General features: G+C 64.1%; 24 protein-coding genes. 20 read left to right on the forward strand and 4 right to left on the reverse strand.

Going from position 1 to position 24,214, the window contains the following annotated elements:
- Positions 1-21 precede the first annotated feature (21 nt).
- From QFZ91_RS21485 to ftsB, 5 genes are all read left to right on the forward strand, one after another.
- Positions 22-825 carry an alpha/beta fold hydrolase gene (locus QFZ91_RS21485; protein ID WP_176108204.1) on the forward strand — a complete coding sequence of 268 codons (804 nt, stop codon included), beginning with the start codon at positions 22-24 and terminating at the stop codon, positions 823-825.
- A 143-nt stretch (positions 826-968) separates the two neighbouring features.
- A complete protein-coding gene (locus QFZ91_RS21490; RefSeq protein ID WP_176108205.1) occupies positions 969-2,630 on the forward strand; it encodes a CTP synthase in 1,662 nt (553 codons plus the stop codon).
- Positions 2,627-3,481, forward strand: a complete 855-nt coding sequence (kdsA, locus tag QFZ91_RS21495) for a 3-deoxy-8-phosphooctulonate synthase (protein ID WP_368591762.1) — start codon at positions 2,627-2,629, stop codon at positions 3,479-3,481. The genes QFZ91_RS21490 and kdsA overlap by 4 nt, the downstream gene beginning before the upstream one ends.
- A 215-nt stretch (positions 3,482-3,696) precedes the next feature.
- Positions 3,697-4,980: a phosphopyruvate hydratase gene (eno, locus tag QFZ91_RS21500; protein ID WP_176379959.1), complete on the forward strand. Its 1,284-nt coding sequence runs from the start codon at positions 3,697-3,699 to the stop codon at positions 4,978-4,980.
- A gap of 113 nt (positions 4,981-5,093) precedes the next feature.
- The gene (gene ftsB / locus QFZ91_RS21505; protein ID WP_429568359.1) at positions 5,094-5,531 is read left to right on the forward strand and encodes a cell division protein FtsB; all 438 of its coding nucleotides are present in this window, start codon (positions 5,094-5,096) and stop codon (positions 5,529-5,531) included.
- A 95-nt stretch (positions 5,532-5,626) separates the two neighbouring features.
- On the opposite strand, the gene QFZ91_RS21510 is transcribed toward ftsB, so the two are convergent.
- From QFZ91_RS21510 to QFZ91_RS21520, 3 genes are all read right to left on the reverse strand, one after another.
- Positions 5,627-5,989: a hypothetical protein gene (locus tag QFZ91_RS21510; RefSeq protein WP_429568360.1), complete on the reverse strand. Its 363-nt coding sequence runs from the start codon at positions 5,987-5,989 to the stop codon at positions 5,627-5,629.
- Between the two features lie 205 nt (positions 5,990-6,194).
- Positions 6,195-7,145 (reverse strand): Hsp33 family molecular chaperone HslO, encoded by a 951-nt coding sequence (gene hslO, locus QFZ91_RS21515; protein ID WP_176108210.1) that lies wholly within the window; start codon positions 7,143-7,145, stop codon positions 6,195-6,197.
- Between the two features lie 63 nt (positions 7,146-7,208).
- Positions 7,209-7,733, reverse strand: a complete 525-nt coding sequence (locus QFZ91_RS21520; RefSeq protein ID WP_176379956.1) for a gamma carbonic anhydrase family protein — start codon at positions 7,731-7,733, stop codon at positions 7,209-7,211.
- Positions 7,734-8,006: 273 nt separating this feature from the next.
- On the opposite strand from QFZ91_RS21520, the gene QFZ91_RS21525 reads away from it, so the two are divergent.
- The 10 genes from QFZ91_RS21525 (at position 8,007) to QFZ91_RS21570 (ending at position 17,186) form a co-directional block, all read left to right on the forward strand.
- The gene (locus QFZ91_RS21525; RefSeq protein WP_429568361.1) at positions 8,007-8,909 is read left to right on the forward strand and encodes a ferritin-like domain-containing protein; all 903 of its coding nucleotides are present in this window, start codon (positions 8,007-8,009) and stop codon (positions 8,907-8,909) included.
- Between the two features lie 72 nt (positions 8,910-8,981).
- Positions 8,982-9,866, forward strand: a complete 885-nt coding sequence (locus tag QFZ91_RS21530; RefSeq protein WP_429568362.1) for an alpha/beta fold hydrolase — start codon at positions 8,982-8,984, stop codon at positions 9,864-9,866.
- Positions 9,867-10,041: 175 nt separating this feature from the next.
- Complete coding sequence (locus tag QFZ91_RS21535; RefSeq protein ID WP_368610673.1) at positions 10,042-10,872, forward strand: 3',5'-nucleoside bisphosphate phosphatase; 831 nt, start codon at positions 10,042-10,044, stop codon at positions 10,870-10,872.
- A gap of 113 nt (positions 10,873-10,985) precedes the next feature.
- Positions 10,986-11,621, forward strand: coding sequence for an L-threonylcarbamoyladenylate synthase (locus tag QFZ91_RS21540; protein WP_429568363.1), 636 nt, complete (start codon positions 10,986-10,988; stop codon positions 11,619-11,621).
- A gap of 56 nt (positions 11,622-11,677) precedes the next feature.
- Positions 11,678-12,340: a site-2 protease family protein gene (locus QFZ91_RS21545; protein WP_429568364.1), complete on the forward strand. Its 663-nt coding sequence runs from the start codon at positions 11,678-11,680 to the stop codon at positions 12,338-12,340.
- A gap of 6 nt (positions 12,341-12,346) precedes the next feature.
- Positions 12,347-13,549: a tryptophan--tRNA ligase gene (locus QFZ91_RS21550; RefSeq protein ID WP_176108215.1), complete on the forward strand. Its 1,203-nt coding sequence runs from the start codon at positions 12,347-12,349 to the stop codon at positions 13,547-13,549.
- A 56-nt stretch (positions 13,550-13,605) separates the two neighbouring features.
- Positions 13,606-14,181, forward strand: coding sequence for a class I SAM-dependent methyltransferase (locus QFZ91_RS21555; RefSeq protein ID WP_429568365.1), 576 nt, complete (start codon positions 13,606-13,608; stop codon positions 14,179-14,181).
- Positions 14,182-14,224: 43 nt separating this feature from the next.
- The gene (gene dapA, locus QFZ91_RS21560; RefSeq protein ID WP_176379951.1) at positions 14,225-15,142 is read left to right on the forward strand and encodes a 4-hydroxy-tetrahydrodipicolinate synthase; all 918 of its coding nucleotides are present in this window, start codon (positions 14,225-14,227) and stop codon (positions 15,140-15,142) included.
- 123 nt (positions 15,143-15,265) lie between these two features.
- The gene (gene bamC, locus QFZ91_RS21565) at positions 15,266-16,405 is read left to right on the forward strand and encodes an outer membrane protein assembly factor BamC (protein ID WP_176125664.1); all 1,140 of its coding nucleotides are present in this window, start codon (positions 15,266-15,268) and stop codon (positions 16,403-16,405) included.
- A gap of 7 nt (positions 16,406-16,412) precedes the next feature.
- Positions 16,413-17,186 (forward strand): MBL fold metallo-hydrolase, encoded by a 774-nt coding sequence (locus QFZ91_RS21570; protein WP_429568366.1) that lies wholly within the window; start codon positions 16,413-16,415, stop codon positions 17,184-17,186.
- 145 nt (positions 17,187-17,331) lie between these two features.
- On the opposite strand, the gene QFZ91_RS21575 is transcribed toward QFZ91_RS21570, so the two are convergent.
- Positions 17,332-18,030, reverse strand: coding sequence for a Bax inhibitor-1/YccA family protein (locus QFZ91_RS21575; RefSeq protein WP_018417558.1), 699 nt, complete (start codon positions 18,028-18,030; stop codon positions 17,332-17,334).
- Between the two features lie 269 nt (positions 18,031-18,299).
- On the opposite strand from QFZ91_RS21575, the gene ndk reads away from it, so the two are divergent.
- From ndk to hisS, 5 genes are all read left to right on the forward strand, one after another.
- Positions 18,300-18,725: a nucleoside-diphosphate kinase gene (gene ndk, locus QFZ91_RS21580; RefSeq protein WP_008923116.1), complete on the forward strand. Its 426-nt coding sequence runs from the start codon at positions 18,300-18,302 to the stop codon at positions 18,723-18,725.
- Between the two features lie 218 nt (positions 18,726-18,943).
- On the forward strand, positions 18,944-20,095 hold the full coding sequence (gene rlmN, locus QFZ91_RS21585; protein WP_429568367.1) for a 23S rRNA (adenine(2503)-C(2))-methyltransferase RlmN: 1,152 nt from the start codon (positions 18,944-18,946) through the stop codon (positions 20,093-20,095).
- Between the two features lie 213 nt (positions 20,096-20,308).
- A complete protein-coding gene (locus QFZ91_RS21590; RefSeq protein WP_429568368.1) occupies positions 20,309-21,433 on the forward strand; it encodes a helix-turn-helix domain-containing protein in 1,125 nt (374 codons plus the stop codon).
- Positions 21,434-21,518: 85 nt separating this feature from the next.
- The gene (ispG, locus tag QFZ91_RS21595) at positions 21,519-22,835 is read left to right on the forward strand and encodes a flavodoxin-dependent (E)-4-hydroxy-3-methylbut-2-enyl-diphosphate synthase (protein ID WP_176108222.1); all 1,317 of its coding nucleotides are present in this window, start codon (positions 21,519-21,521) and stop codon (positions 22,833-22,835) included.
- Positions 22,836-22,856: 21 nt separating this feature from the next.
- Positions 22,857-24,197: a histidine--tRNA ligase gene (hisS, locus tag QFZ91_RS21600; RefSeq protein ID WP_429568369.1), complete on the forward strand. Its 1,341-nt coding sequence runs from the start codon at positions 22,857-22,859 to the stop codon at positions 24,195-24,197.
- The last annotated feature ends 17 nt before the right edge of the window (positions 24,198-24,214 follow it).

A 24,214-nucleotide genomic window follows, 5' to 3' on the forward strand; every position in this document is an offset into this window, starting at 1 on the left:
ACACAACGGAGATTGCCGCAGTTGAAAAACATCATCCATTTCTCGCACGCGAACGGCTTTCCGGCCTCGACTTACCGGACCATCTTCGCCGAACTCTCCGACGACTACGAGGTGCGCTCGATCGAGCGGATCGGTCATGATTCGCGCTTTCCGGTCACGCAGGACTGGCCCCATCTGGTCGACCAACTGCTCGACGATATCGCACGCAAGTATGAGCAGCCAGTGTGGCTCGTCGGGCATTCGCTCGGCGGTTATCTGTCGCTGATGGCGGCGCTGAAAAAGCCGCAGTGGGTGAGGGGCGTCGTGATGCTCGACTCGCCGGTGATCGCCGGCTGGCGCAGCAGCATGCTGCGCGTGTCGCAATGGACCGGGCTCGACGAGCGGCTGTCGCCGGCCGCCGCGACGCGCAAGCGCCGCACGCAATGGGCTAGCCGCGACGAAGCTTGGCGGCACTTTCATTCGAAACCCGCGTTCGCGCGCTGGGACGAGCGCATGCTGTCCGACTACATCGACTTCGGCATTCCGCAGAGTTCGCCCGACGGCACCCGCGTGCTCGCCTTCGATCGGCGCACCGAATACCAGATCTACCGAACTTTGCCGCATACGCTCGGCGCGCGGCTCGCGCGCGGCGCGGCGGTGCCGGTCGGGTTCATCGCCGGCACGCACTCGAAGGAAATCCGCCAGGTCGGTCTCGACGCGACGCGGCGCGCGACCGGCGGGCACGTCGAGTGGATCGAGGGCAGCCATCTGTATCCGATGGAAAAGCCGATCGAAACCGCGCGCGCGGTGCAACGTATGTTGCGCGAGCTGGAGCGAACCGCCTGACGCGCTGCGCGCACGAAGCGGGCCCCAATCTGCTGCGCCGGCTGCCACGCGAGGCGGCATCGGCGCGCGTCGGGCGGGTCGTTTTTTGCTGGGTCGGGACCATCCTTTACGGTATAATCCGTTTTTCCCGCGAGCATCCAGCGATGACCAAATATGTTTTCGTCACCGGCGGCGTAGTATCTTCCCTCGGCAAGGGTATTGCCGCCGCTTCCCTCGCCGCGATCCTCGAATCGCGCGGTCTTAAAGTCACCCTCCTCAAGCTCGATCCCTACATCAACGTCGACCCCGGCACGATGAGCCCGTTTCAGCACGGCGAAGTGTTCGTGACGGAAGACGGAGCGGAAACCGACCTCGACCTTGGCCACTACGAGCGCTTCATCAGCACGAAGATGCGCAAGGCCAACAACTTCACCACGGGCCAGATTTACGAATCGGTGATCCGCAAGGAACGCCGCGGCGATTATCTCGGCAAGACCGTGCAGGTCATTCCGCACATCACCAACGAAATCCAGGCATTCGTCGAACGCGGCGCAGCTTCTGCAACGTGCGGCGAGCCCGATGTCGCGATCGTGGAAGTGGGTGGCACGGTGGGTGACATCGAATCGCTGCCGTTCCTCGAAGCCGCGCGTCAGATGAGCCTGCGCCTCGGCCGCAACAGCGCGTGCTTCGTGCACCTGACGCTGGTGCCCTGGGTCGCCACGGCCGGCGAGCTCAAGACCAAGCCTACCCAGCACAGCGTGCAGAAGCTGCGCGAAATCGGCATCTCGCCGCACGTGCTGCTGTGCCGCGCCGACCGCCGCATTCCGGACGACGAGCGCGCGAAGATCTCGCTGTTCTCGAACGTACCCGAAGACGCGGTCATTTCCGTGTGGGATGCGGACAGCATCTACAAGATTCCGCAGATGCTGCACGACCAGGGTCTCGACGCGATCATCTGCGAGGAGCTGAAGCTCACGCCGAAGGCGGCCGACCTTTCCATGTGGTCCGACCTCGTCGAGAAGCTGCAGAACCCGAAGCACGAAGTGACGATCGGCATGGTCGGCAAGTATGTCGATCTGACCGAGTCGTACAAGTCGCTGATCGAAGCGCTGCGTCATGCGTCGATGCATACGTCGACGCGCGTGAACATCGAGTACATCGACTCCGAAGAGATCGAAACGCAAGGCGTCGAAAGCCTCAAGCATCTCGACGCGGTGCTCGTGCCGGGCGGCTTCGGCCGTCGCGGCACCGAAGGCAAGATTGCCGCGATCCGCTACGCACGCGAAGCGAAGGTGCCGTATCTCGGCATCTGCCTCGGCATGCAGCTCGCCGTGATCGAATTCGCGCGTGACGTGGTCGGTCTGAAGGACGCAAACAGCACCGAGTTCGACCAGGAAACGAAGAATCGCGTGGTCGCGCTGATCACCGAGTGGTACGACCGCGAAGGCCGCGTCGAGAAGCGCACCGAAGAATCGGACCTCGGCGGCACGATGCGTCTCGGCTCGCAGCGCTGCCCGATCAAGCCCGGCACGCTCGCCGAAGAGATCTACGGCACGGACGTGAACGAGCGTCATCGTCACCGTTATGAGGTGAATAACCGTTTCGTGCCCCAGCTCGAAGGGGGTGGCCTCATCATTAGCGCCCGTACGCCGAGCGAGGATCTGCCGGAAATGATGGAGCTGCCGCGCAGCATGCACCCGTGGTTCGTCGGCGTGCAGTTCCATCCGGAATTCACGTCCACGCCGCGTGACGGTCATCCGCTGTTCAAGTCGTTCGTCGAAGCGGCGCTCGCGCATCAGCAGTCGAGGGTCGAGGAGAAAGCATGAAACTGGGCGATTTCGAAATCGGGCTCGACAAGCCGTTTTTCCTGATCGCCGGTACCTGTGTCGTCGAATCCGAACAGATGACGATCGACACGGCCGGCCGCCTGAAGGAAATCTGCGCGAAGCTGAACATTCCGTTCATCTACAAATCGTCGTACGACAAGGCCAATCGCAGCAGCGGCAAGTCGTTCCGCGGTCTGGGCATGGACGAAGGTCTGCGTATCCTGTCGGAAGTGAAGCGCCAGCTCGGTCTGCCGGTGCTGACCGACGTGCACGCCGAGCACGAGATCGAGCAGGTCGCGTCGGTCGTCGACGTGCTGCAAACGCCCGCGTTTTTGTGCCGTCAGACGGACTTCATCCACGCGTGCGCGCGCTCGGGCAAGCCGGTCAATATCAAGAAGGGCCAGTTTCTCGCGCCGCACGACATGAAGAACGTGATCGACAAGGCGCGCGACGCCGCGCGTGAAGCGGGTCTGTCGGAAGACCGCTTCATGGCGTGCGAGCGCGGCGTGTCGTTCGGCTATAACAACCTCGTGTCGGACATGCGTTCGCTCGCGATCATGCGCGAGACCAACGCGCCGGTCGTGTTCGACGCGACGCACTCGGTGCAGTTGCCGGGCGGTCAGGGCACGAGCTCGGGCGGCCAGCGCGAATTCGTGCCGGTGCTCGCGCGCGCCGCGGTGGCGGTCGGCGTCGCGGGTCTGTTCATGGAAACGCACCCGAATCCGGCGCAGGCGAAGTCGGACGGACCGAACGCGGTGCCGCTCAATCGCATGGCCGAGCTGCTCGAGACGCTCGTCACGCTCGACCAGGCCGTCAAGCGCGGCCCGTTCCTCGAAAGCGACTTCAACTGATTCAGGTGTGCGCCGCGTGTCACGATTGCTCTCGATAATCGACCCGCGGCGTTTTCGCATAATGGTCGTCGAACGTATCGGCGCGCGAGTTGTCTGTCGGGGAGACCGGCGGGTGCTTTGCATGGGACCGGAGTAGGCGCTAAAGCACCAACTCCGGATCGACAGCGCGATACAGTGTCAGAGTAAAGAATTCAACGTCATCCTTTGAGGAAACCATGAGTGCTATCGTAGACATCATCGGTCGAGAGATTCTCGATTCGCGAGGCAACCCCACCGTCGAATGCGACGTGCTGCTCGAGTCGGGCACGATGGGCCGCGCAGCCGTGCCGTCGGGCGCGTCGACCGGCTCGCGCGAAGCGATCGAACTGCGCGACGGCGAAGCCGGCCGCTACGGCGGCAAGGGCGTGCTGAAGGCCGTCGAGCACATCAACACGGAAATCTCCGAAGCGATCATGGGTCTCGACGCTTCCGAGCAGGCATTCCTCGACAAGACGCTGCTCGAGCTCGACGGCACCGACAACAAGTCGCGCCTAGGCGCGAACGCGATGTTGGCCGTGTCGATGGCCGTCGCGAAGGCCGCCGCTGAAGAAGCCGGCCTGCCGCTGTACCGCTATTTCGGCGGTTCGGGCGCGATGCAACTGCCGGTGCCGATGATGAACATCGTCAACGGCGGCGCGCACGCGAACAACAGCCTGGACATCCAGGAATTCATGATCGTGCCGGTCAGCCAGCCGAGCTTCCGCGAAGCGCTGCGCTGCGGCGCCGAAGTGTTCCACGCGCTGAAGAAGATCCTGTCGGATCGCGGCATGAGCACGGCAGTCGGCGATGAAGGCGGCTTCGCGCCGAATTTCGGCAGCAACGAGGAATGCCTGTCCACCATTTTGCAAGCCATCGAGAAAGCGGGCTATCGCGCCGGTGAAGACGTGCTGCTCGCGCTCGACTGCGCGGCCAGCGAGTTCTACCACGACGGCAAGTACCAGCTCGCGGGCGAAGGCCTGCAGCTGTCGTCGACGGAATTCGCGGATTACCTCGCGAACCTGGCGGACAAGTTCCCGATCGTGTCGATCGAAGACGGCATGCACGAAAGCGACTGGGAAGGCTGGAAGATCCTGACCGACAAGCTCGGCGACAAGGTCCAGCTGGTCGGCGACGACCTGTTCGTCACGAACACACGCATCCTGAAGGAAGGCATCGAGAAGGGCATCGCGAACTCGATCCTGATCAAGATCAATCAGATCGGCACGCTGACGGAAACCTTCGCGGCGATCGAAATGGCCAAGCGCGCGGGCTACACGGCCGTGATTTCGCACCGCTCGGGCGAAACCGAAGACTCGACTATCGCGGACATCGCCGTCGGTCTGAACGCCGGCCAGATCAAGACCGGTTCGCTGTCGCGTTCGGATCGCATCTCGAAGTACAACCAGCTGCTGCGTATCGAGGAAGATCTCGGCGATATCGCGAGCTACCCTGGCAAGTCGGCGTTCTACAATCTGCGCTAAGCGTTTTCGCCAGATTGTTCACGCCGATCGATGAGCAGGTTATCCTTCGTTTCTGATTGACCTCGCCGCCCTGCGTATAGCGCAGGGCGGCGCGTATTTATTGTGCTTACTTCATGCGGCTTGTCACTGCTGTCCTGATCGTTCTGCTGGCATTGATCCAGTACCCGCTCTGGTGGGGGCACGGCGGCTGGCTGCGCGTGCATGAGTTGCAAGGCCAGCTCGCGCAGCAACTGCAGAAGAATGCCGACGCCAAGCTGCGCAACGAGCGCATCCAGGGCGAAGTGCAGGATCTGCAGAACGGCACCGCCGCGGTCGAAGAGCGCGCGCGCTACGAAATGGGCATGGTCAAGGACGGCGAAGTGTTCGTGCAGTTCGTGTCGCCGAACCAGCCGTTGCCGCTGGCGAATACGCCGTCGGCGGATACTTCGACGCGCGGTGAGGTGTCGGCCGCGCCGCTGCACGTGGTGCCGAATCCGGAGTCGCGCGCGAAACCGGATCGCAAGCATGGCGGGAAGCCGGCGGCTGCGAAGGAGAAGAAGCCGGCGCACTGAGGTTCGATATCTCGCATCGGCTTCGCCACGAAGGGCGAAAAAAGCGCGGTTCACTTTGAACCGCGCTTTTTGTTTTTGGGCTGACGTATTCGCTGCTACCAACCCCAATACGGCCCGAACCCGACGCCGACCCCAGTTCCCCAGCCACGTCCCCAGCCGCCGCTCGAGAAGCCCAAGGAAAACCTCACGGGCGGCGAGCGCGAGTAATAGCGGGACCAGGCTTGCGCGGCGGCGTCCGTGGCGATCGCCTGATTCTGTTCGAACATGACCTGTTGCTCGATCGCGTCATAGCGCGCGCGTTCCTCCGGTGTCAGCGTCCGGGTATGGCTGATGGCCTCCGCCTGATCGGGCGGCAGACGGCTCAGAATCGGCGCGGGGCCCGGCGGATCGATCGAGCAGGCGGCCAGCGCCGCGCAGCCCGTGAGGACGGCCAGGATCAACGAAAGCGTATGCTTCATGGTCGAATCTCCATCGGTCCGAGGTCCGAGGCTCGAGCAGGCGTCTTCCAACACGCGGTGACGCATCCTTCCAATGTATCAACGCCGCGCTCAAATGCAACGCGCCGCCCGAGCCGTGACGAGGCATGGGGCGGCGCGGTCAGGACTTCCGTCGGAATGCGCGATCAGTTCGCGGGCACGCACTCCGCTTCAGCGAAAGCGCACTTTAGTGCCGCTGCGCGGCCGCCGGCGTCACGCCTTGTGAGAGTCCGCCGGCGACGAAAAGTTGCGCGACGTCGACCGGGTCGAACTCGTAGCGCTGGTTGCAAAACTCGCAGTGAATCTCGACGTGGCCGCGTTCCTCGATCACGCCGTCGACTTCATCGCGGCCGAGCATCTTCAGCATCGCGCCGACTTTTTCGCGCGAGCACGTGCATTCGAAGCGCGCGGTGACAGGCTCGAAATGCTGGACGTTTTCCTGCCAGAACAGGCGGCGGAACACCGTCTCCGGTTCTTCCTTCAGCAACTCGTCCTGTGACAGAGTGCCGCCGAGCGTGCAGACGCGCTCCCACGTATCCGCGTCGAGCGCGCCTGGATGCGGGACGATGCCGCCGTCGCCCGGCAGCTTCTGCAGCAGCATGCCGACCGCGCGCTCGGTGTTCGCCGCGAGCCACATGCGCGTGTCGAGCTGCTCGGAGTGATGCATGTAGTGCTCGAGCACTTCGGCGATCGACTTCAGCGGTCCGTTCGCGCCCGACAGCGGCACGATACTCTGATACGGCTGCTGGCCGGGCTGCTTGTCGGTCGGGTCGAGCGTGATCACGCAGCGGCCGTGGCCGCTCGCGTTCACCAGATCGATCAGCGAGGTCGTGTCGTCGATCGTATGGGCGGCTTCGCCGGACAGCTTCGCGGTGGCGCGCATCGTCAGGTTCGAGCTGCACTGCACGACCAGCATCTTGATCGGGCCATCGCCGAAAATTTGCATGACGAGCGTGCCGTCGAACTTCAGGTTCGCCGACAGCAGCGCGCACGCGGCCATCATTTCGCCCAGAATCGTTCGCACGGGCGCCGGATAATCGCGGCGCGTCAGCACGTCCTGCCAGGTATTGCGCAGGGAAACGATCTCGCCGCGCACCGGCGCCGCGCTGAACATGAATTTTTGCAACTGGTCGCTCACAACTTTTCCTCGCTGGAATGACGCGGCGTGATGCCGCGCCTTTGCGCGCCGCGCGCCGGCCGTCTAGCCGATGCGTACGAGCTGCGCCTTGAAATACTCGCGACGCCCGGCATAACTTGCCGCGGCGCGCCGCAGGTTGGCGATATCCGCTTCCGTCAGTTCGCGCACCGCCTTCGCGGGCGCGCCGAGGATCAGCGTATTGTCGGGAAACACCTTGCCCTCGGTGACGATGGCGCCCGCTCCGACCAGACAGTTGCGGCCGATCACCGCGCCATTCAAGACCACCGCCTGAATTCCGATCAACGCGCCTTCCTTGATCGTGCAGCCATGCAGCATCGCCTGATGGCCGATCGTCACGTTCGACTCGACCGTCAGCGGATAGCCCGGGTCGGTGTGCAGCACCGCGTTTTCCTGCACGTTGCTGCCGGCGCCGATCTTGATCGGCTCGTTGTCGCCGCGCAGCGTCGCGCCGAACCACACGCTCGCGTTCTCCTCGAGCGTCACGTTGCCGATGATGTTCGCGGAATCCGCGACGAACACGCTTTCATGAATGATCGGGGCGGCTTCGCCCAGCTTGTAAATCGTCACAATGTCTCCTTATCGGTCGGAGCCAGGTCTTGAGGCTGCTCCGATCCCGTGCACGATGGGTGTCTGATCGATTGCCTCGCATGGGCTGGGCGGCGTGCGCCCCGGCGCGGTGCGAGTTTGGCGGTTCTGCGTGGCCAACTGACGGGCGTGCCCGAAAGCGCGCCGGATGGTCGAATCGGGTATTGTAAACGGTTGTGTGCTTGAGCCGCTCGACCGCTCGCGGGCGGGCCGGGCGCCGTCGGCTTCATCGCTTCCATCGCCTATCCGTTCGTCATGACGTCCGTCCCTTCGCTCGTTTCCGTCGCTTCCCCCGCATCGAATTCTCACGACGAGCCGCTGTGCGCGCGCCGCGCCGCGCTCGCCGCGTTGCGCGAGCGGGAACCGGCCGCGAAGGTCGCGGCGACCCGCGAACTGTACGCTGCGGTACTCGATGGCCGCGCGCTCTGTGACGCCGGCCTCGATCTCGACGAGCCCGTTGGCCTGCCCGGCCGCCCCGAACGGCCAGAACTGGTCGAGCCGCGCCAGCTCGGCCGACGCAGCATGCAGTCGCCGCAGGGGCGCGCGGTGCTGCTCCACGCGCTTGCGCACATCGAGTTCAACGCGATCAATCTGGCGCTCGACGCCGTCTGGCGCTTCTCCGGCATGCCCGCCGAGTTCTATGCCGACTGGCTCAAGGTCGCCGCCGAAGAGGCATATCACTACTCGCTGCTCGCCGCGCGTCTCGCCGAATATGGCCACGCATACGGCGATTTCCCGGCGCACGGCGGCCTGTGGGACATGTGCGAGCGCACTCGCGGCGACGTGCTCGCGCGCATGGCGCTCGTGCCGCGGACGCTCGAAGCGCGCGGCCTCGACGCGTCGCCGCCGATCCGCGCGCGGCTGCAGCAGGCCGGCGATCACGCGTCGGCGGCGATTCTCGACGTGATCCTGCGCGATGAAATCGGCCACGTGCTGATCGGCAACCGCTGGTTTCGTCACCTGTGCGACGCGCACGGCCTCGATCCGCACCACACGTATCTGCGTCTGGCCGACCAGTATCACGCGCCGAAACTGCGTGGCCCGTTCAATTTCGAAGCGCGCCGCGACGCCGGTTTCGACGACGCCGAACTCGCCGCGCTCGCCCGCGAGGATACGCTGCAAGCCACACGGGCTGCGGACGACCGGGCGTCGCCCTGATAATCCGTTACCACCTCTCGCGGCGCCCACCATATAATCGAACGACCATTCTTTTTTGCGAGTGCGCCGTTGATGAATACCTCCCACTCTGAATTCGTTAGCGCACATGGCGTGCGGCTGCACGTGCGGCGCTGGGGCCGTCCCGACGCGCCGATACTCTTCATGCTGCACGGCTGGATGGATGTCGGCGCGTCGTTCCAGTTTGTCGTCGATGCGCTCGGCGGCGACTGGCAGGTGATCGCGCCGGACCTGCGCGGCTTCGGTCTGTCCGGCTGGCCGGTTGCCGAGCGCGGCGGCGGCAGCTACTGGGTGCAAGACTATCTCGGCGATCTCGACGCGTTGATCGACCACTACGCGCCGGACGGCGAGGTGAATCTGGTCGGTCACAGCCTGGGTGCGAACGTCGTGTGCCTGTACGCCGGCGTGCGGCCGCAGCGGGTGCGGCGGGTGGTCGATCTGGAGGGCTTCGGGCTCGCGCCTTCGTATCCGGCGCAGGCGCCGAAACGTCTGCTGAACTGGCTCGACGAATTGCGCGATCCGCCGCAGTTGAAGCGCTACGCGTCGCTCGACGAGGTCGCCGCGCGCCTGATCAAAACCAATCCGCGCCTCGATCCGCGGCGCGCCCAGTTCCTCGCGCAGCACTGGTCGAAGCCGGAGGGCGAAGGGCGCTTCATGCTGCTCGCCGACCCGGCGCACAAGGTCCGCGGCCCCACCTTGTATCGCCTCGACGAGGTGATGGCGGTGTGGCGCAAGGTCAGCGCGAAGGTGCTGCACGTCGAAGCCGCCGGCTCGCCGACGCTCGCGCGAATCGCCGGCGACGTGCCGCTCGACGAATTCAAGGCGCGTTTCCACGCGTTTGCCGATTGGCGCGAGAAGATCATCGACGGCGCGGGGCACATGGTGCATCACGACCAGCCGGAGCAGGTCGCCGCGTTGATCGAGGGTTTCTGCGCCTGACGCGGTGCCTGAAGCTACGGTCGCAAGAGCGCTCGCGGGTCGCCCCGACGTTAGTCTCGGCACTGCCCGTCCTGACCTTGCGGCACGCGGGCAAGTGCAACCGGCGTCGCCAGATACCCCTGCGGCCCCTTACTGCATTGCAGTAAAATGACCGCAGAACCCTTCCAGGACCACGATGAACGCCGATCTTCACTGCCACTCCACCGTTTCCGACGGCCAGTTCGCGCCGACCGACGTCGCGCGCCGCGCGCACGCGAACGGCGTGACGCTGTGGGCGCTCACCGATCACGACGAAGTGGGCGGCCAGCAAGAGGCGCGCACCGCGGCCGAGGCGCTCGGCATGAACTACCTGAGTGGCGTCGAGATTTCGGTTACGTGGGCGGGGCGCACGGTGCACATCGTCGGACTCGGCATCGATCCGTCCAACCAGGTCCTGATCGACGGTCTTGCCCGCACCCGCGACGGCCGCGCCGCGCGCGCCGAGGCAATCGGCGAGCAACTGGCCACGCTCGGCATTCCACACGCGTACGAGGGCGCGCTGCACTACGTATCGAATCCCGACATGATGTCGCGCACGCATTTCGCGCGCTTCATGGTCGAGCACGGCCACTGCGCAAACACCCAGGAAGTGTTCGACCGCTATCTCGGCGACGGCAAGCCGGGTTATGTCGCGCACCGCTGGGCCAAGCTCGCCGACGCGCTCAGCTGGATCCAGGCCGCCGGCGGCGTCGCGATCGTCGCGCATCCGGGGCGCTACGCCTATTCGCAACTCGAATTCGACGCATTCTTTGGCGAATTCATCGACCTCGGCGGCAAGGCGATCGAGGTCGTCACCGGCAGCCACACGCCCGACCAATACCGCGAATATGCGGATGTCGCGCGTCGCTATGGCTTCGAGGCCTCGCGCGGTTCCGACTTCCATGCGCCAGGCGAAGGCCGCATCGAACTCGGCACACTGCCGCCGCTACCCGCCGATCTGAAGCCCGTCTGGGAACGCTGGCTGTGACCGTGCGCCGTGCCGGAACGGCACGTTTCGCGCGCGGGCCGGCTGGCTGCGGCACGCGCTCTGCTCGCCGCAGCACATCCGCCGCAGTTCGTCTGCCGCCATCGTGAGTCTCCATGTCCCAATACTTTCGGCTCCATCCCGACAATCCGCAGCCGCGCCTCGTCAAGCAGGCCGCGCAGATCATCAACGACCGCGGCGTGGTCGCCTTGCCGACCGATTCGACCTACGCGCTCGCCTGCCGTCTCGACGACAAGGATGCGGTCGAACGCCTGCGGCGTATTCGCGGACTCGACGAAAAGCAGCTGCTGTCGCTGCTCGTGCGCGATCTGTCGGAGCTCGCCAATTTTGCGATGGTGGACAACTGGCAGTATCGGCTGCTGAAATCGGTGACACCGGGTCCGTACGTGTTCGTGCTGCAGGCCACCAAGGAAGTGCCGCGACGCGTATCGCATCCGTCGCGCAAGACGATCGGTCTGCGCGTGCCGGATCACGCTATCACGCTCGCGATTCTCGAGGAGCTTGGCCAGCCGCTGCTCGGCACGACGCTGATCATGCCCGGCGAAACCGAGCCGCTGAACGACCCCGAGGAAATCCGCGCGCGGCTCGAAAAGCAGCTCGATCTGGTGATCGACGGCGGCGCGTGCGTGTGCGAGCCGTCCACTGTGATCGATCTGACTGGCTCGGAGCCGGTGCTGGTGCGGGCAGGGCGCGGCCCGCTCGAGCCGTTCGGCCTCGAGGAAACGGCGTGAGCGGCCCGAGCGAAAGCGGACAGACACGCGCGAGCGCATTGTTACAATAGCGAGTTATGGATTCTTCCCTGATACAGACAATTGCGGTGTACGCGCTGCCGGTGATCTTCGCGATCACGCTGCACGAGGCCGCGCACGGCTACGTCGCGCGCTGGCTCGGCGACAACACCGCGTACGTGCTCGGCCGCGTGTCGCTTAACCCGATGCGGCATATCGATCCGCTCGGCACGATCGCGATTCCGTTGCTGCTGTACTTCGCGACGAGCGGCGCGTTCATGTTCGGCTATGCGAAGCCGGTGCCGGTCGCGTTCGGCAATCTGCGCAATCCGCGCTGGGGCAGCCTTTGGGTCGCGGCGGCCGGGCCGGTATGCAATTTTGTCCAGGGGCTGCTGTGGGGCGTGCTTGGCATCGTGCTGGCGGTGCTCAATGTCAACGAACCGTTTTTTACGCGTATGGCGGGCGCGGGCGTCGGCGTCAATCTCGTGCTCGGCGTGCTGAACCTGTTTCCGCTGCCGCCGCTAGATGGCGGACGCGTGGTGATGGCCCTGTTGCCGCCGAAGCAATCGATCGCGTTGTCGCGGCTCGAACCGTACGGCTTTTTCATCGTGATGGCGCTCGTGATGACGGGTACGCTCACGCGTTTCTGGTTGAGGCCACTCGTTACGCTCGGCTATAGCGCGATCACCGCAATTCTGACTCCTCTTGTTTCGCTTTTCTAAATAACCATGTTCCCAGACCGTATCTTCTCCGGCATGCGGCCCACCGGGTCGCTGCACCTCGGCCACTATCACGGCGTGCTGAAAAACTGGGTGCGGCTGCAGTCCGAGTACCCGTGCTTTTTCTGCGTGGTCGACTGGCACGCGCTGACGACTCACTACGAAACGCCCGAAGTGATCGAAAAGAACGTGTGGGACGTGCTGATCGACTGGCTCGCTTCCGGCATCGATCCGGCGCAGGCGACGCTGTTCATCCAGAGCAGGGTGCCCGAGCATGCCGAACTGGCGCTGCTGCTCGGCATGAGCACGCCGCTCGGCTGGCTCGAACGCGTGCCGACCTACAAGGAGCAGATGGAAAAGCTGAAGGACAAGGATTTGTCCACCTACGGCTTCCTCGGCTACCCGGTGTTGATGGCGGCGGACATTCTGCTGTATCGCGGCTCGCTCGTGCCGGTCGGTGAAGACCAGGTGCCACACGTGGAGATGACGCGCGAAATCGCTCGTCGTTTCAACTACCTGTACGGCCGCGAGCCGGGCTTCGAGGAAAAAGCGAACGAAGCCGCGAAGAAGCTCGGCGGCAAGCGCTCGAAGCTGTATCACGAGCTGCGCAATGCGTATCAGCAGGAAGGCAACGACGAAGCGCTCGAACGCGCGCGGGCCATGCTGCAGGAATCGCAAAGCCTGTCGATGAGCGATCGCGAGCGCCTGTTCGGCTATCTCGAAGGTTCGCGCAAGATCATCCTCGTCGAGCCGCAGGCGATGCTGACCGAGGCGTCGCGCATGCCGGGTCTCGACGGCCAGAAGATGTCGAAGTCGTACGGCAACACGATCGGCTTGCGCGAAGACGCGGAAACGATCACGAAGAAGGTCCGCACGATGCCGACTGATCCCGCTCGCGTGCGCCGCACCGATCCGGGCGATCCGGACAAGTGTCCGGTGTGGCAGCTGCATCAGGTCTATACCGATGAAGCGACCCACGAGTGGGTGCAGAAGGGCTGCCGCTCGGCGGGCATCGGTTGCCTCGATTGCAAGCAGCCGGTCGTCGAAGGGATTCTGCGTGAGCAGCAGCCGATGCTGGAGCGTGCGCAGAAGTACATGGACGACCCGTCGCTGTTGCGCGCGATCGTCGCCGATGGCTGCGACAAGGCACGCCGCTTCGCGACCGAGACGATGCGCGACGTCCGCGAGGCGATGGGGCTTTCGTACAACTGATGCGCACTCGAGGCGCCGCCCCGCAGCGATGAGCACGCCGGCTACCCCTGGCTTGCATGGGCCTCGGTGAACCGTCGCGCTGGGTGCGTCACTGGGCGCACCTGATCGCGCCGGGCGGGGCGGTGCTCGACGTGGCATCGGGGGGCGGGCGGCATGCGCGCTTTTTTGCGTCGCTCGGCCATCCGGTCACCGCGATCGATCGCGATGCCGCTGCCCTCGACCTGCTGCAGGACGCACCGCTCGTCACCCCTGTCGTGGCCGATCTCGAAGGCGCGCCGTGGCCATTACCGGACGATGCGGTGTTCGCCGCCGTCGTGGTCACCAATTACCTGCACCGACCACTTTTTCCGCAGTTGCTGCGCGCGCTCGCGCCCGGCGGCGTAATGGTTTACGAGACCTTTGCGCAAGGAAACGAATGCGTTGGCAAACCCTCCAATCCGGCGTTTTTGCTCGCGCCTGGCGAGTTGCTCGAGATCGTGCGGGGCCAATTGCGGGTGATCGCATTTCAGGACGGATTTCTCGCCGAGCCGCGTCCGGCGTACGTTCAGCGCATCTGCGCGGTTCGGGAAGCGGCACGTGCGCATGATCCCGCACGAGCAGCAGTTCCACCTTGTTACGAGTTGGCTGGCTAATCCGCTACAATCGCGGTTTACCTGATCATATTCATGGCGTTTCATGACTAACGGCAACCACAGCGGTCACCAGGACGGCGTTCAGATCCGCGGCAGCATTCCTGCCATCATCACTCCGATGCTCGAAGACGGCAGCCTTGATCTGCCGGCGTTTCGCAAACTGATCGACTGGCACATCGAGGAAGGCACGAATGCGCTCGTCGTGGTCGGCACGAGCGGCGAGTCGGCCACGCTGTCGGTCGAAGAGCACGTGCTGATGGTCAAGACCGCGGTCGACCACACCGCTGGACGCATTCCTGTCATCGCGGGCGCGGGCGCCAACTCCACCGCCGAGGCGATCGAACTCACGCAGCACGCGAAAGACGTCGGCGCGAATGCCACGCTGCAGGTCGTGCCGTACTACAACAAGCCGACCCAGGAAGGCATCTACCGCCATTTCGCGAAGATCGCCGAAAGCGTCGATCTGCCGGTGATCCTGTACAACGTGCCGGGCCGTACCGTCGCCGACATGAGCAACGAGACCATCCTGCGCTGCGCGCAGGTGCCGGGGATCGTCGGCGTGAAGGAGGCCACGGGCAACATCGACCGCGCTGCGCATCTGATCAAATCGGCGCCGGCAAACTTCAGCATCTATAGCGGCGACGATCCCACTGCGATCGCGCTGATGCTGCTCGGCGGTCACGGCAATATTTCGGTCACCGCGAACGTCGCGCCGCGCGCAATGAGCGAGCTGTGCAAGGCCGCGCTCGCCGCGGACGCGAAGACCGCGCGCGAGATTCATCTGAAACTCCTGTCGCTGCACAAGTACCTGTTTGCCGAAGCGAATCCGATTCCGGCGAAGTGGGCGCTGCAGCAACTGGGGCGTGTGCAGGGCGGCATCCGCCTGCCGCTCACGCCGCTCGACGCGCAATACCACGAAGTGGTGCGCGGCGCGCTGCGCGAAGCGGGCCTGCTCGGCTGAACGGCCCGCCCGTCCAGCCGCCCACGCCAGACCGCCACCGGCATTTCATTAACCGACGTCGCTTCAGCCCACGTTCCCGGCAGACCGAACGAGGCATCGCGTTCCAGCATCACGAAGGACCTCATGAAACGTTCCGCACTTTCCCTCCACGCAACCCGCATGGCGGCGCTGGCGCTTGCCCTGTCGACGCTCGCCGGCTGTGACACGCTGAACGACTGGTTCGCTTCCGACCGCGTCAACTACAAGGCGACCTCGAGCGCACCGCCGCTTGCCGTGCCGAGCGACCTGAGCACGTCGCCGAACGACCAGCGCTATGTGGCGCCGCCCGCCAATCTGGCGCTCGGTGGCACGCCGACGCGCGCGGTCACGGCCGCCGGCAACGCGACCGAAGGTCAGCCGACCGCACAGGATCCGCTCGGCATGCATATCGAGCGCGACGGCGACCGTCGCTGGCTGGTGGTAGACGGCCGTTCCCCGGAACAGCTGTGGCCGCAACTGCAGGAGTTCTGGCAGGAGAACGGCTTCGTGCTGAAGACCGACGCGCCGGCCACCGGCATCATGACGACCGACTGGGCGGAGAACCGCGCGAACATTCCGGACGACTGGTTCCGCCGCACGATCGGCAAGGTGATCGACTTCGCCTATTCGTCGGGCACCCGCGACAGTTTCCGTACGCTCGTATCGCGCGGTTCGGACAGCGCGACCGATATCTCGATCACGCATAGCGCGATGGAAGAGGTGATGACCGGGCAGGACAAGACGTCTTCGCGCTGGGAAGAGCGTCCGCGTGACCCGGCGCTCGAGGCGCTGTTCCTCGCCAAGCTGATGCAGAAGTTCGGCCTGACCGAAGCGCAGTCGAAGCAGCTGCTGACCGACGCGCGCCCGGCCAGCGCGCCGACCACCATAGAGCAGAACGCGGGCGCATCGACGCTCGATCTGCAGGAGTCGTTCGACCGCGCCTGGCTGCGTGTGGGCCTCGCGCTCGATCGCACCAACTTCACGGTCGACAACCGCGATCGCGAGAAGGGCATCTACTACGTCCGCTACGCGGATTCGATGCAGGAACTGAAGAAGGAAGGCCTGTTCGGCAAACTCTTCTACAGCGGCAATTCGACGCGCAAGCCGGGCCAGGAATTCCTCGTCAACGTGCGCGCGAAGGGCGACGCGGTGACGCAGGTCGCGGTCGTCGACGCGAACGGACAGATCGATACGTCGTCGGACGCGCAGCGCATCGTGTCGCTGCTGCACGCGCAACTGAATTAGGCGGGTCGTGCGCTTCGCAAGTCTCGGCAGCGGAAGTGAAGGCAACGCGCTGCTGGTGGAAGCGCACAGCGGCGCGAGCACCACGCGCGTGCTGCTCGACTGCGGGTTTTCCGGGCGCGAAGTCGAGCGGCGTCTCACGCGGCTCGGCGCGAGCGCCGAGCAGCTCGATGCGATCCTGATTACGCATGAACATAGCGATCACATCGGCAGCGCATTGACGCTGGCGCGCAAGTGGTCGATTCCGCTGTACATGAGCTGGGGCACCGCGCGCGCGGTGGGCGCCGACGAAACCGATGTCGACCTGCAGGTGCTGTGGGGCGACGAGGCGGTAGCAATCGGCGAGCTCAGCGTTCTCCCTTATACCGTTCCGCACGACGCTCGCGAACCGTTGCAATACGTGTTCTCGAACGGCGCGCGCCGGCTCGGCGTGCTCACCGACGTTGGCACGTCCACCCCGCATATCAGCGCGGTGCTGAGTGGTTGTGACGCACTCGTGCTCGAATGCAATCACGACGTGCAGATGCTCGCGGGCAGTCGTTATCCGCCGTCGCTGAAGGCGCGTATCGGCGGCAATCACGGGCATCTGAACAACGACGCGGCGGCTGAAATCCTGGCGTCGCTCGACCGCTCGCGTTTGCGGCATCTGGTCGCCGCGCATCTGAGCCAGCAGAACAATTTGCCGGAACTCGCGCAGGCGGCGCTGGCGGGCGTGGTTGGCGCGGCTCCAACCGAGGTGGTGGTTGCGTCGCAGTGCGAAGGTTTCGGGTGGTTGACTCTGTGACTGCGGTGCGGGGCTGGCTTCCGGTTGCGCCGCCCAGCATGTGTCAGCTGATCAGGTAATGAAAAAAGCCCATAACGAACAATCGTTATGGGCTTTTGCTTTGAGCGCCGAGGCGGCGCAGGGCACGCCTCGCGACCGGCCAAGCTTAATTGCGGTTGCCGCCGAAAATGCCGAGCAGCGCAAGCAGGTTCACGAACACGTTATACAGATCCAGGTAGATCGCTAGCGTCGCAGTGATGTAGTTCGTCTCACCGCCGTTCACGACGCGCTGCACGTCGAACATGATGTAGGCGGAAAAGATCACGATTGCCATGACCGAAACCGTCAGCATCAGTGCCGGCAGTTGCAGGAACACGTTCGCGACCGAAGCCAGAAGGATCACGATCACGCCCATGAAGAGCCATTTGCCGAGGCCCGAGAAGTCGCGTTTGCTGACCGTGGCGATGGTCGCCATGGCCGCGAAGATCACACCAGTGCCACCAAACGCGAGCATGATCAGCGACGGGCCGTTCGAGAAGCCGAGCACGAACGCGAGAATGCGCGACAGCATCAGCCCCATGAAGAACGTGAAGCCGAGCAGTACGAATACGCCGACGGCGCTGTCCTTGGTGCGCTGAATCGCGAACATGAAGCCGAACGCGATCGCGAAGAACGCCAGCATGCTCATGGCGGGACTGGTGGCGGCAAACAGCGAGAAGCCGGTGGCAAGACCGACCCAGGCGCCGAGCACCGTTGGGATCATCGACAACGCGAGCAGCCAGTAGGTATTCCGTAGCACGCGGTTGCGTGTTTCGACCGTACTGACCGCGCCGTTGCGGCCAAACATATATGGATGTTCGTTCATGGTCTCTCCTTACCTCGGAAGCGTGTTTCGTGATGGTGATACGGAAATTTGCGAAGCGCCGGCGGGCGCACCGTTCATCCGTAAGATTAGCGCGGCGGCACGGAGTTTCAATACCCTCCAGTCGCCCCTATGGCCTACGCTACCAGTATTTTGCACCCGTTGCTTCGATCCTTTCGATGCTGTAAGGGTTCAATCGCAATGATACACGAGAACATGCTACAATAGCGGATTCATTTAAATCTGTAACCTCTTAATTTTTTGGAGTTTTTATGGCGATCGAGCGCACCCTGTCGATTATCAAGCCGGACGCAGTGGCCAAAAACGTGATCGGCCAGATCTATACCCGTTTCGAAAACGCTGGCCTGAAGATCGTGGCATCGCGCATGGTTCATCTGTCGCGTGCTGACGCCGAGAAGTTCTACGCTGTGCACGCAGCACGTCCGTTCTTCAAGGACCTCGTCGAATTCATGATCTCGGGTCCGGTGGTTGTGCAGGCGCTGGAAGGCGAAAACGCGATCCTGAAGCACCGTGACCTGATGGGTGCGACGGACCCGAAGAAGGCAGAAAAGGGCACGATCCGTGCTGACTTCGCTGACAGCATCGACGCCAACGCGGTGCACGGTTCGGACGGGCCGGAAACGGCTGCGGTCGAAATCGCTTTCTTCTTCCCCCAAGTCAACGTCTACTCGCGTTGAGCGCCTCGCGCTGAGGTCGGGCAGTGACCTCAGCCGCGTATCGCAAGCCGTCTTTCGCGTGGCGCGTTTCGTGCAGTCGAATTGTTTTATCGCATGGATCGCGCGCGGTGCACGGCAAAAGTAGTAAGGTAAAAGCAGCAGGAATGGGCGCGAACGGCACGGCGTTCATGCAGCTTGTTGCATGAACGTAGTCTCGCACTGAAATGGCAGGATTCGATATGACGAGCAGTCCCTCCGTCAACCTTCTCGACCTCGACGCCCAAGGGCTCGTCGCCTATTGCGACAGCCTGGGCGAGAAACCGTTTCGCGCCAAGCAATTGCAGCGCTGGATTCACCAATACAACGCTGCCGACTTCGACGGCATGACCGATCTCGCGAAGTCCTTGCGCGAAAAGCTCAAAGGGCGCGCCACGATCACAATGCCTGGCGTCGTCAGCGATCATCTTTCGTCGGACGGCACACGCAAGTGGCTGATCGATGTCGGTAATGGCAACGCCGTTGAAACCGTGTACATCCCCGAAGAAACGCGCGGAACGCTATGTGTGTCGTCGCAGGCGGGGTGTGCGGTCAACTGCCGATTCTGCTCGACCGGCAAGCAGGGGTTCTCCCGCAATCTCACCACCGGCGAAATCATCGGCCAGTTGCGCATGGCCGAGTTTGCGCTGCGCGCGTCGCGTGGCGATGCCGGCGGCCGCGCGGTGGGCGGCGACGGCAAGGGCGAGCGCGTCGTCACAAACGTCGTGATGATGGGGATGGGCGAGCCGCTGCTCAATTACGACGCGGTCGTGCCGGCCATGCGTCTGATGCTGGACGACAATGCGTACGGCCTGTCGCGCCGGCGCGTCACGTTGTCCACTTCGGGCGTCGTGCCGATGATGGACCGGCTTGGCGCGGACTTGCCCGTGGCGCTCGCGGTGTCGCTGCATGCGTCGAACGACGCGCTGCGCGACGTGCTGGTGCCGCTCAACAAAAAGTATCCGCTGCGCGAACTGATGGCGGCGTGCGAGCGCTACCTGAAAGTGGCGCCGCGCGATTTCATTACGTTCGAATATTGCATGCTCGATGGCGTGAACGACAGCGAGGCGCACGCCCGCGAGCTGCTCGCCGTCACGCGCAGCGTGCCGTGCAAGTTCAATCTGATTCCGTTCAATCCGTTTCCCGAATCGGGCCTCATCCGCTCGAAGCCGGAACAGATCAAGCGGTTTGCGCAGGTGTTGATCGACGCAGGCGTCGTCACCACCGTGCGCAAAACCCGCGGCGACGATATCGATGCTGCCTGCGGTCAGTTGGCCGGCGCGGTGAAAGACCGCACGCGTCTTGCTGAGCGCACCGGGAAGGCGGCGAAGGTGATCGAGGTTCGCGCCGTGTAATCGCGTGGGGCAGCAGGGCGTCGGCGTTCGGCGGAAAGCACTGCGAAAGCAAAAATGCTCTGATGCCACCGGCGGTTGAAAAGAAAGTTTGCAGAATCGATCGGGAGCGGCACACAAAGCCGCACATTTTGTTATAAACGGTCTGCGATTTGGACGTGAGGCTCGAGCCCGTCCAGTCGCACGATTAAAAGAATCGACGCGAAAGGATTTGGGATGAGTGAGCCGCAGCACCCGCAGCCGCACGAGACAGACACGAACGATGGCCATCGAGCACCCGTTGCAAGGGCGGTGGTGCAGCCGGCCCTCGATTCGTTGGCAGCGGTTGGCGCGCGCTTGACCCAGTTGCGCGAGTCGAAAGGCTGGGCGATCGAGGACGTGTCGGCGCGGCTGAAGGTGTCGGTCGTCAAGCTGAGCGCGCTCGAATCGGGCGACATTAGCCATCTGCCGGACACGACATTCGCACTCGGCGTCGTGCGCAGCTACGCGAAAATGCTCGGCGCCGATCCGGCGCCTTTCACGGCGGCGCTTCGTCGCGAGAGAGGAGTGCCGGCGCCGAATCTGTCGATGCCTGCGTCATCCGGCAAGGATCTGCCCCGCGGCAAGGTTTCGCTGTCGCTCGGCGATAGCGGACACAAGAGCCGTTCGTGGCTCTGGGGCATTGCGGCGATCGTCGTCGCGGTCATCGCGCTCGGCATGTGGCGCACCAACGGCGGCGATTCATCCGCGTGGCTCGCGCGGCTGAAGGCCAGCGCAAATAGTTCGACGAGCAGCGACACGGCGGCGTCGGGCCCGGTCGCGCAAGGCCCGGCGACGGCGGAAGGCGCATCGGCGCCGGAGGCGGCGGTCACGGCGGACAACGCGGGGAGCGCGGATAATGCGGCGTCTGCGTCGGCAACGCCGATGCCCGCACCGCTTGCCACCGGCACCGCGCCGGGCTCGGCCCCGGCCGCGAACACAGCGGCAACGCCGGCGCCGACGGCAGCGGCAGCGAAGGCCGGCTCCCAGGCGCAGGCACAGGCCGCCATGGTGAGCCCAAGTGCACCGGTGATCGTGGCGAACGCGTCGGCACCGGCGGTTGCGCCAGCGCCCGGCGAGTCGGTCGTCGCGCTGCGCGTGACGCAGGACAGCTGGTTCAGCGTGCGTGACAAAAACGGCAAGGAACTGTTCTCCGGCCTCGTGCATGCTGGCGATCCGAAGGAAGTGACGGGCGCCGGCCCGTTCAAGGTGACGGTCGGCAACAAGGCGGGTCTCGAGTCGGTGACGCTCGACGGCCAGCCGGTCGATCCGTCGAAATATGCGGCAGCCAAGGGCAATGTGGCGCGGTTTGCGCTGCCTTGACAGATACGGTACGCGCCGCGGCCAACCGGTCCGCGGCGCTTTTTCAATTGAGGCGCTGCGTTTTTGCATAGCGCGTGCGGCGTAAATGGGTTTTTCGATGCAAACCGAAGCTCAATCCCAATCCTGTAGCAAGATCGTTTCAGACGAGCCGGTGTTCGGCGGCCCCGCGATGCGGCGCAAATCGCATGCGGTCAACGTCCGCTGGGGCGGCCAGCTCGTGACCATCGGCGGCGATGCGCCGGTGCGCGTGCAGTCGATGACCAACACCGACACCGCCGACGCCATCGGCACCGCTATCCAGATCAAGGAGCTGGCACAAGCCGGTTCGGAACTGGTGCGTATCACCGTGAATACGCCGGAAGCGGCGGCGGCCGTGCCGGCTATCCGCGAGCAACTCGACCGCATGGGCGTGATGGTGCCGCTCGTCGGCGACTTCCATTACAACGGCCATCTGCTGCTGCGCGACTATCCGGGCTGTGCGGAATCGCTGTCGAAATACCGGATCAATCCGGGCAACGTCGGGCACGGCGCGAAGCGCGACACGCAATTCGCGCAGATGATCGAGGCGGCGGTCAAATACGACAAACCGGTGCGCATCGGCGTGAACTGGGGCAGCCTCGACCAGGACCTGCTCGCCAAGATGATGGACGAAAACGGCTCGCGCGCTACTCCGTGGGAAGCGCAAAGCGTGATGTACGAAGCGCTGATCCAGTCCGCGATCGGCTCGGCGGAACGCGCGGTCGAACTCGGCCTCGGGCGCGACCAGATCATCCTGTCGTGCAAGGTCAGCGGCGTGCAGGATCTGATCGCGGTGTACCGCGAACTCGCGCGCCGTTGCGATTTCGCGCTGCATCTGGGCCTGACCGAAGCAGGCATGGGCTCGAAGGGCATCGTCGCGTCGACCGCGGCGCTGTCGGTTTTGCTGCAGCAGGGCATCGGCGACACGATCCGTATCTCGCTGACTCCGGAACCGGGCGCGTCGCGCACCGGCGAAGTGATCGTCGGTCAGGAAATCCTGCAGACAATGGGCCTGCGCTCGTTCACGCCGATGGTGATCGCTTGCCCGGGCTGCGGCCGCACCACGAGCACGCTGTTCCAGGAACTGGCGTCGCAGATCCAGACCTATCTGCGTCAGCAGATGCCGGTGTGGCGTGACCAGTATCCCGGCGTCGAGCAGATGCACGTCGCGGTGATGGGCTGCATCGTCAATGGTCCGGGCGAGTCGAAGCAGGCGAATATCGGCATCAGCCTGCCGGGCTCGGGCGAGAACCCGGCCGCGCCGGTGTTCATCGACGGCGAGAAAGTGAAGACGCTGCGCGGCGAAAACATCGCGCAAGAATTCCAGCAGATCGTGAGCGACTACGTCGAGCGCCGCTATGGCCGCGCCGAAGCACTCAACTAAATACCGGCAATCGAAACACAGATGACTGAACAGAAGAAAAAGCTCGAGAAGCTTTCCGGCGTGAAGGGCATGAACGACATCCTTCCGCAGGAAGCCGGGCTCTGGGAATTTTTCGAAACCACCGTCAAGTCGATGCTGCGTTCGTATGGATATCAGAATATCCGCACGCCGATCGTCGAGCATACGCAGCTGTTCACGCGCGGTATCGGCGAGGTGACCGACATCGTCGAAAAAGAGATGTACAGCTTCACCGACGCATTGAACGGGGAAAACCTGACGATGCGCCCGGAAAACACGGCGGCGGTGGTGCGCGCGTCGATCGAGCACAACATGCTGTACGACGGCCCGAAGCGCCTGTGGTACATCGGGCCGATGTTCCGTCACGAGCGTCCGCAGCGCGGCCGTTATCGCCAGTTCCACCAGGTCGGTGTCGAGGCGCTCGGCTTCGCGGGTCCGGATGCGGACGCGGAAATCATCATGATGTGCCAGCGTCTGTGGGACGACCTCGGCTTGACCGGCATCAAGCTCGAAATCAACTCGCTGGGCCTCGCTGAAGAGCGAGCAGCGCATCGTGTCGAACTGATCGCATACCTCGAGAAGCACATGGACGTGCTCGACGAAGACGCGAAGCGCCGTCTCTATACGAACCCGCTGCGCGTGCTCGATACGAAGAATCCCGCGCTGCAGGAAGTCGCGCAAAACGCGCCCAAGCTGATCGACTTTCTCGGCGAAGAATCGCGCGCGCACTTCGGCGGTCTGCAGCGTCTTCTGAAGGCGAACAATCTTCCGTTTACGATCAATCCGCGTCTCGTGCGCGGTCTCGATTACTACAATCTGACTGTGTTCGAGTGGGTGACCGACAAGCTCGGCGCGCAAGGCACGGTCGCGGCGGGCGGCCGCTACGATCCTCTGATCGAGCAGCTCGGTGGCAAGCCGACCGCTGCGTGCGGCTGGGCGATGGGCATCGAGCGGATTCTCGAGTTGCTGAAGGAAGAGCAGCTCGTGCCGGAAGACGAAGGTTGCGACGTGTACGTGGTCCATCAGGGCGACGCCGCGCGCGAGCAGGCTTTCATCATCGCCGAGCGTCTGCGCGATACCGGTCTCGACGTGATCCTGCATTGCAGCGCGGACGGTCAGTCGGCAAGCTTCAAGTCGCAGATGAAGCGCGCCGATGCGAGCGGCGCCGCGTTTGCGGTCGTGCTCGGCGAGGACGAGATCGCCAATGGCACGGTCGGCGTGAAACCGCTGCGCGATACCCAGGCCCATGGCGGTAAGAACGAGCAACAGAACGTGCCCGCCGAAGACTTGACCGAATATCTAATCAATGCGATGGTTGCATCCGCCGAAGACGGCGACGACTGATCGCGATGTCGTCGAGC

It is taken from the genome of Paraburkholderia sp. JPY419 (assembly GCF_050435705.1).
Taxonomy (GTDB): Bacteria; Pseudomonadota; Gammaproteobacteria; order Burkholderiales; family Burkholderiaceae; genus Paraburkholderia; species Paraburkholderia youngii.

What these genes read in the sequence shown, in the direction of transcription:
- eno (WP_176379959.1), top strand. Translation starts at nt 3,697, where the DNA reads ATGAGTGCTATCGTAGACATCATCGGTCGAGAGATTCTCGATTCGCGA.
- bamC (WP_176125664.1), top strand. Translation starts at nt 15,266, where the DNA reads ATGAAACGTTCCGCACTTTCCCTCCACGCAACCCGCATGGCGGCGCTG.
- ftsB (WP_429568359.1), top strand. Translation starts at nt 5,094, where the DNA reads ATGCGGCTTGTCACTGCTGTCCTGATCGTTCTGCTGGCATTGATCCAG.
- ndk (WP_008923116.1), top strand. Translation starts at nt 18,300, where the DNA reads ATGGCGATCGAGCGCACCCTGTCGATTATCAAGCCGGACGCAGTGGCC.
- rlmN (WP_429568367.1), top strand. Translation starts at nt 18,944, where the DNA reads ATGACGAGCAGTCCCTCCGTCAACCTTCTCGACCTCGACGCCCAAGGG.
- ispG (WP_176108222.1), top strand. Translation starts at nt 21,519, where the DNA reads ATGGGTTTTTCGATGCAAACCGAAGCTCAATCCCAATCCTGTAGCAAG.
- QFZ91_RS21575 (WP_018417558.1), bottom strand. Translation starts at nt 18,030, where the DNA reads ATGAACGAACATCCATATATGTTTGGCCGCAACGGCGCGGTCAGTACG.
- dapA (WP_176379951.1), top strand. Translation starts at nt 14,225, where the DNA reads ATGACTAACGGCAACCACAGCGGTCACCAGGACGGCGTTCAGATCCGC.
- QFZ91_RS21510 (WP_429568360.1), bottom strand. Translation starts at nt 5,989, where the DNA reads ATGAAGCATACGCTTTCGTTGATCCTGGCCGTCCTCACGGGCTGCGCG.
- QFZ91_RS21535 (WP_368610673.1), top strand. Translation starts at nt 10,042, where the DNA reads ATGAACGCCGATCTTCACTGCCACTCCACCGTTTCCGACGGCCAGTTC.
- QFZ91_RS21530 (WP_429568362.1), top strand. Translation starts at nt 8,982, where the DNA reads ATGAATACCTCCCACTCTGAATTCGTTAGCGCACATGGCGTGCGGCTG.
- QFZ91_RS21525 (WP_429568361.1), top strand. Translation starts at nt 8,007, where the DNA reads ATGACGTCCGTCCCTTCGCTCGTTTCCGTCGCTTCCCCCGCATCGAAT.
- QFZ91_RS21555 (WP_429568365.1), top strand. Translation starts at nt 13,606, where the DNA reads ATGGGCCTCGGTGAACCGTCGCGCTGGGTGCGTCACTGGGCGCACCTG.
- QFZ91_RS21590 (WP_429568368.1), top strand. Translation starts at nt 20,309, where the DNA reads ATGAGTGAGCCGCAGCACCCGCAGCCGCACGAGACAGACACGAACGAT.
- QFZ91_RS21545 (WP_429568364.1), top strand. Translation starts at nt 11,678, where the DNA reads ATGGATTCTTCCCTGATACAGACAATTGCGGTGTACGCGCTGCCGGTG.
- QFZ91_RS21490 (WP_176108205.1), top strand. Translation starts at nt 969, where the DNA reads ATGACCAAATATGTTTTCGTCACCGGCGGCGTAGTATCTTCCCTCGGC.
- hisS (WP_429568369.1), top strand. Translation starts at nt 22,857, where the DNA reads ATGACTGAACAGAAGAAAAAGCTCGAGAAGCTTTCCGGCGTGAAGGGC.
- QFZ91_RS21540 (WP_429568363.1), top strand. Translation starts at nt 10,986, where the DNA reads ATGTCCCAATACTTTCGGCTCCATCCCGACAATCCGCAGCCGCGCCTC.
- QFZ91_RS21550 (WP_176108215.1), top strand. Translation starts at nt 12,347, where the DNA reads ATGTTCCCAGACCGTATCTTCTCCGGCATGCGGCCCACCGGGTCGCTG.
- kdsA (WP_368591762.1), top strand. Translation starts at nt 2,627, where the DNA reads ATGAAACTGGGCGATTTCGAAATCGGGCTCGACAAGCCGTTTTTCCTG.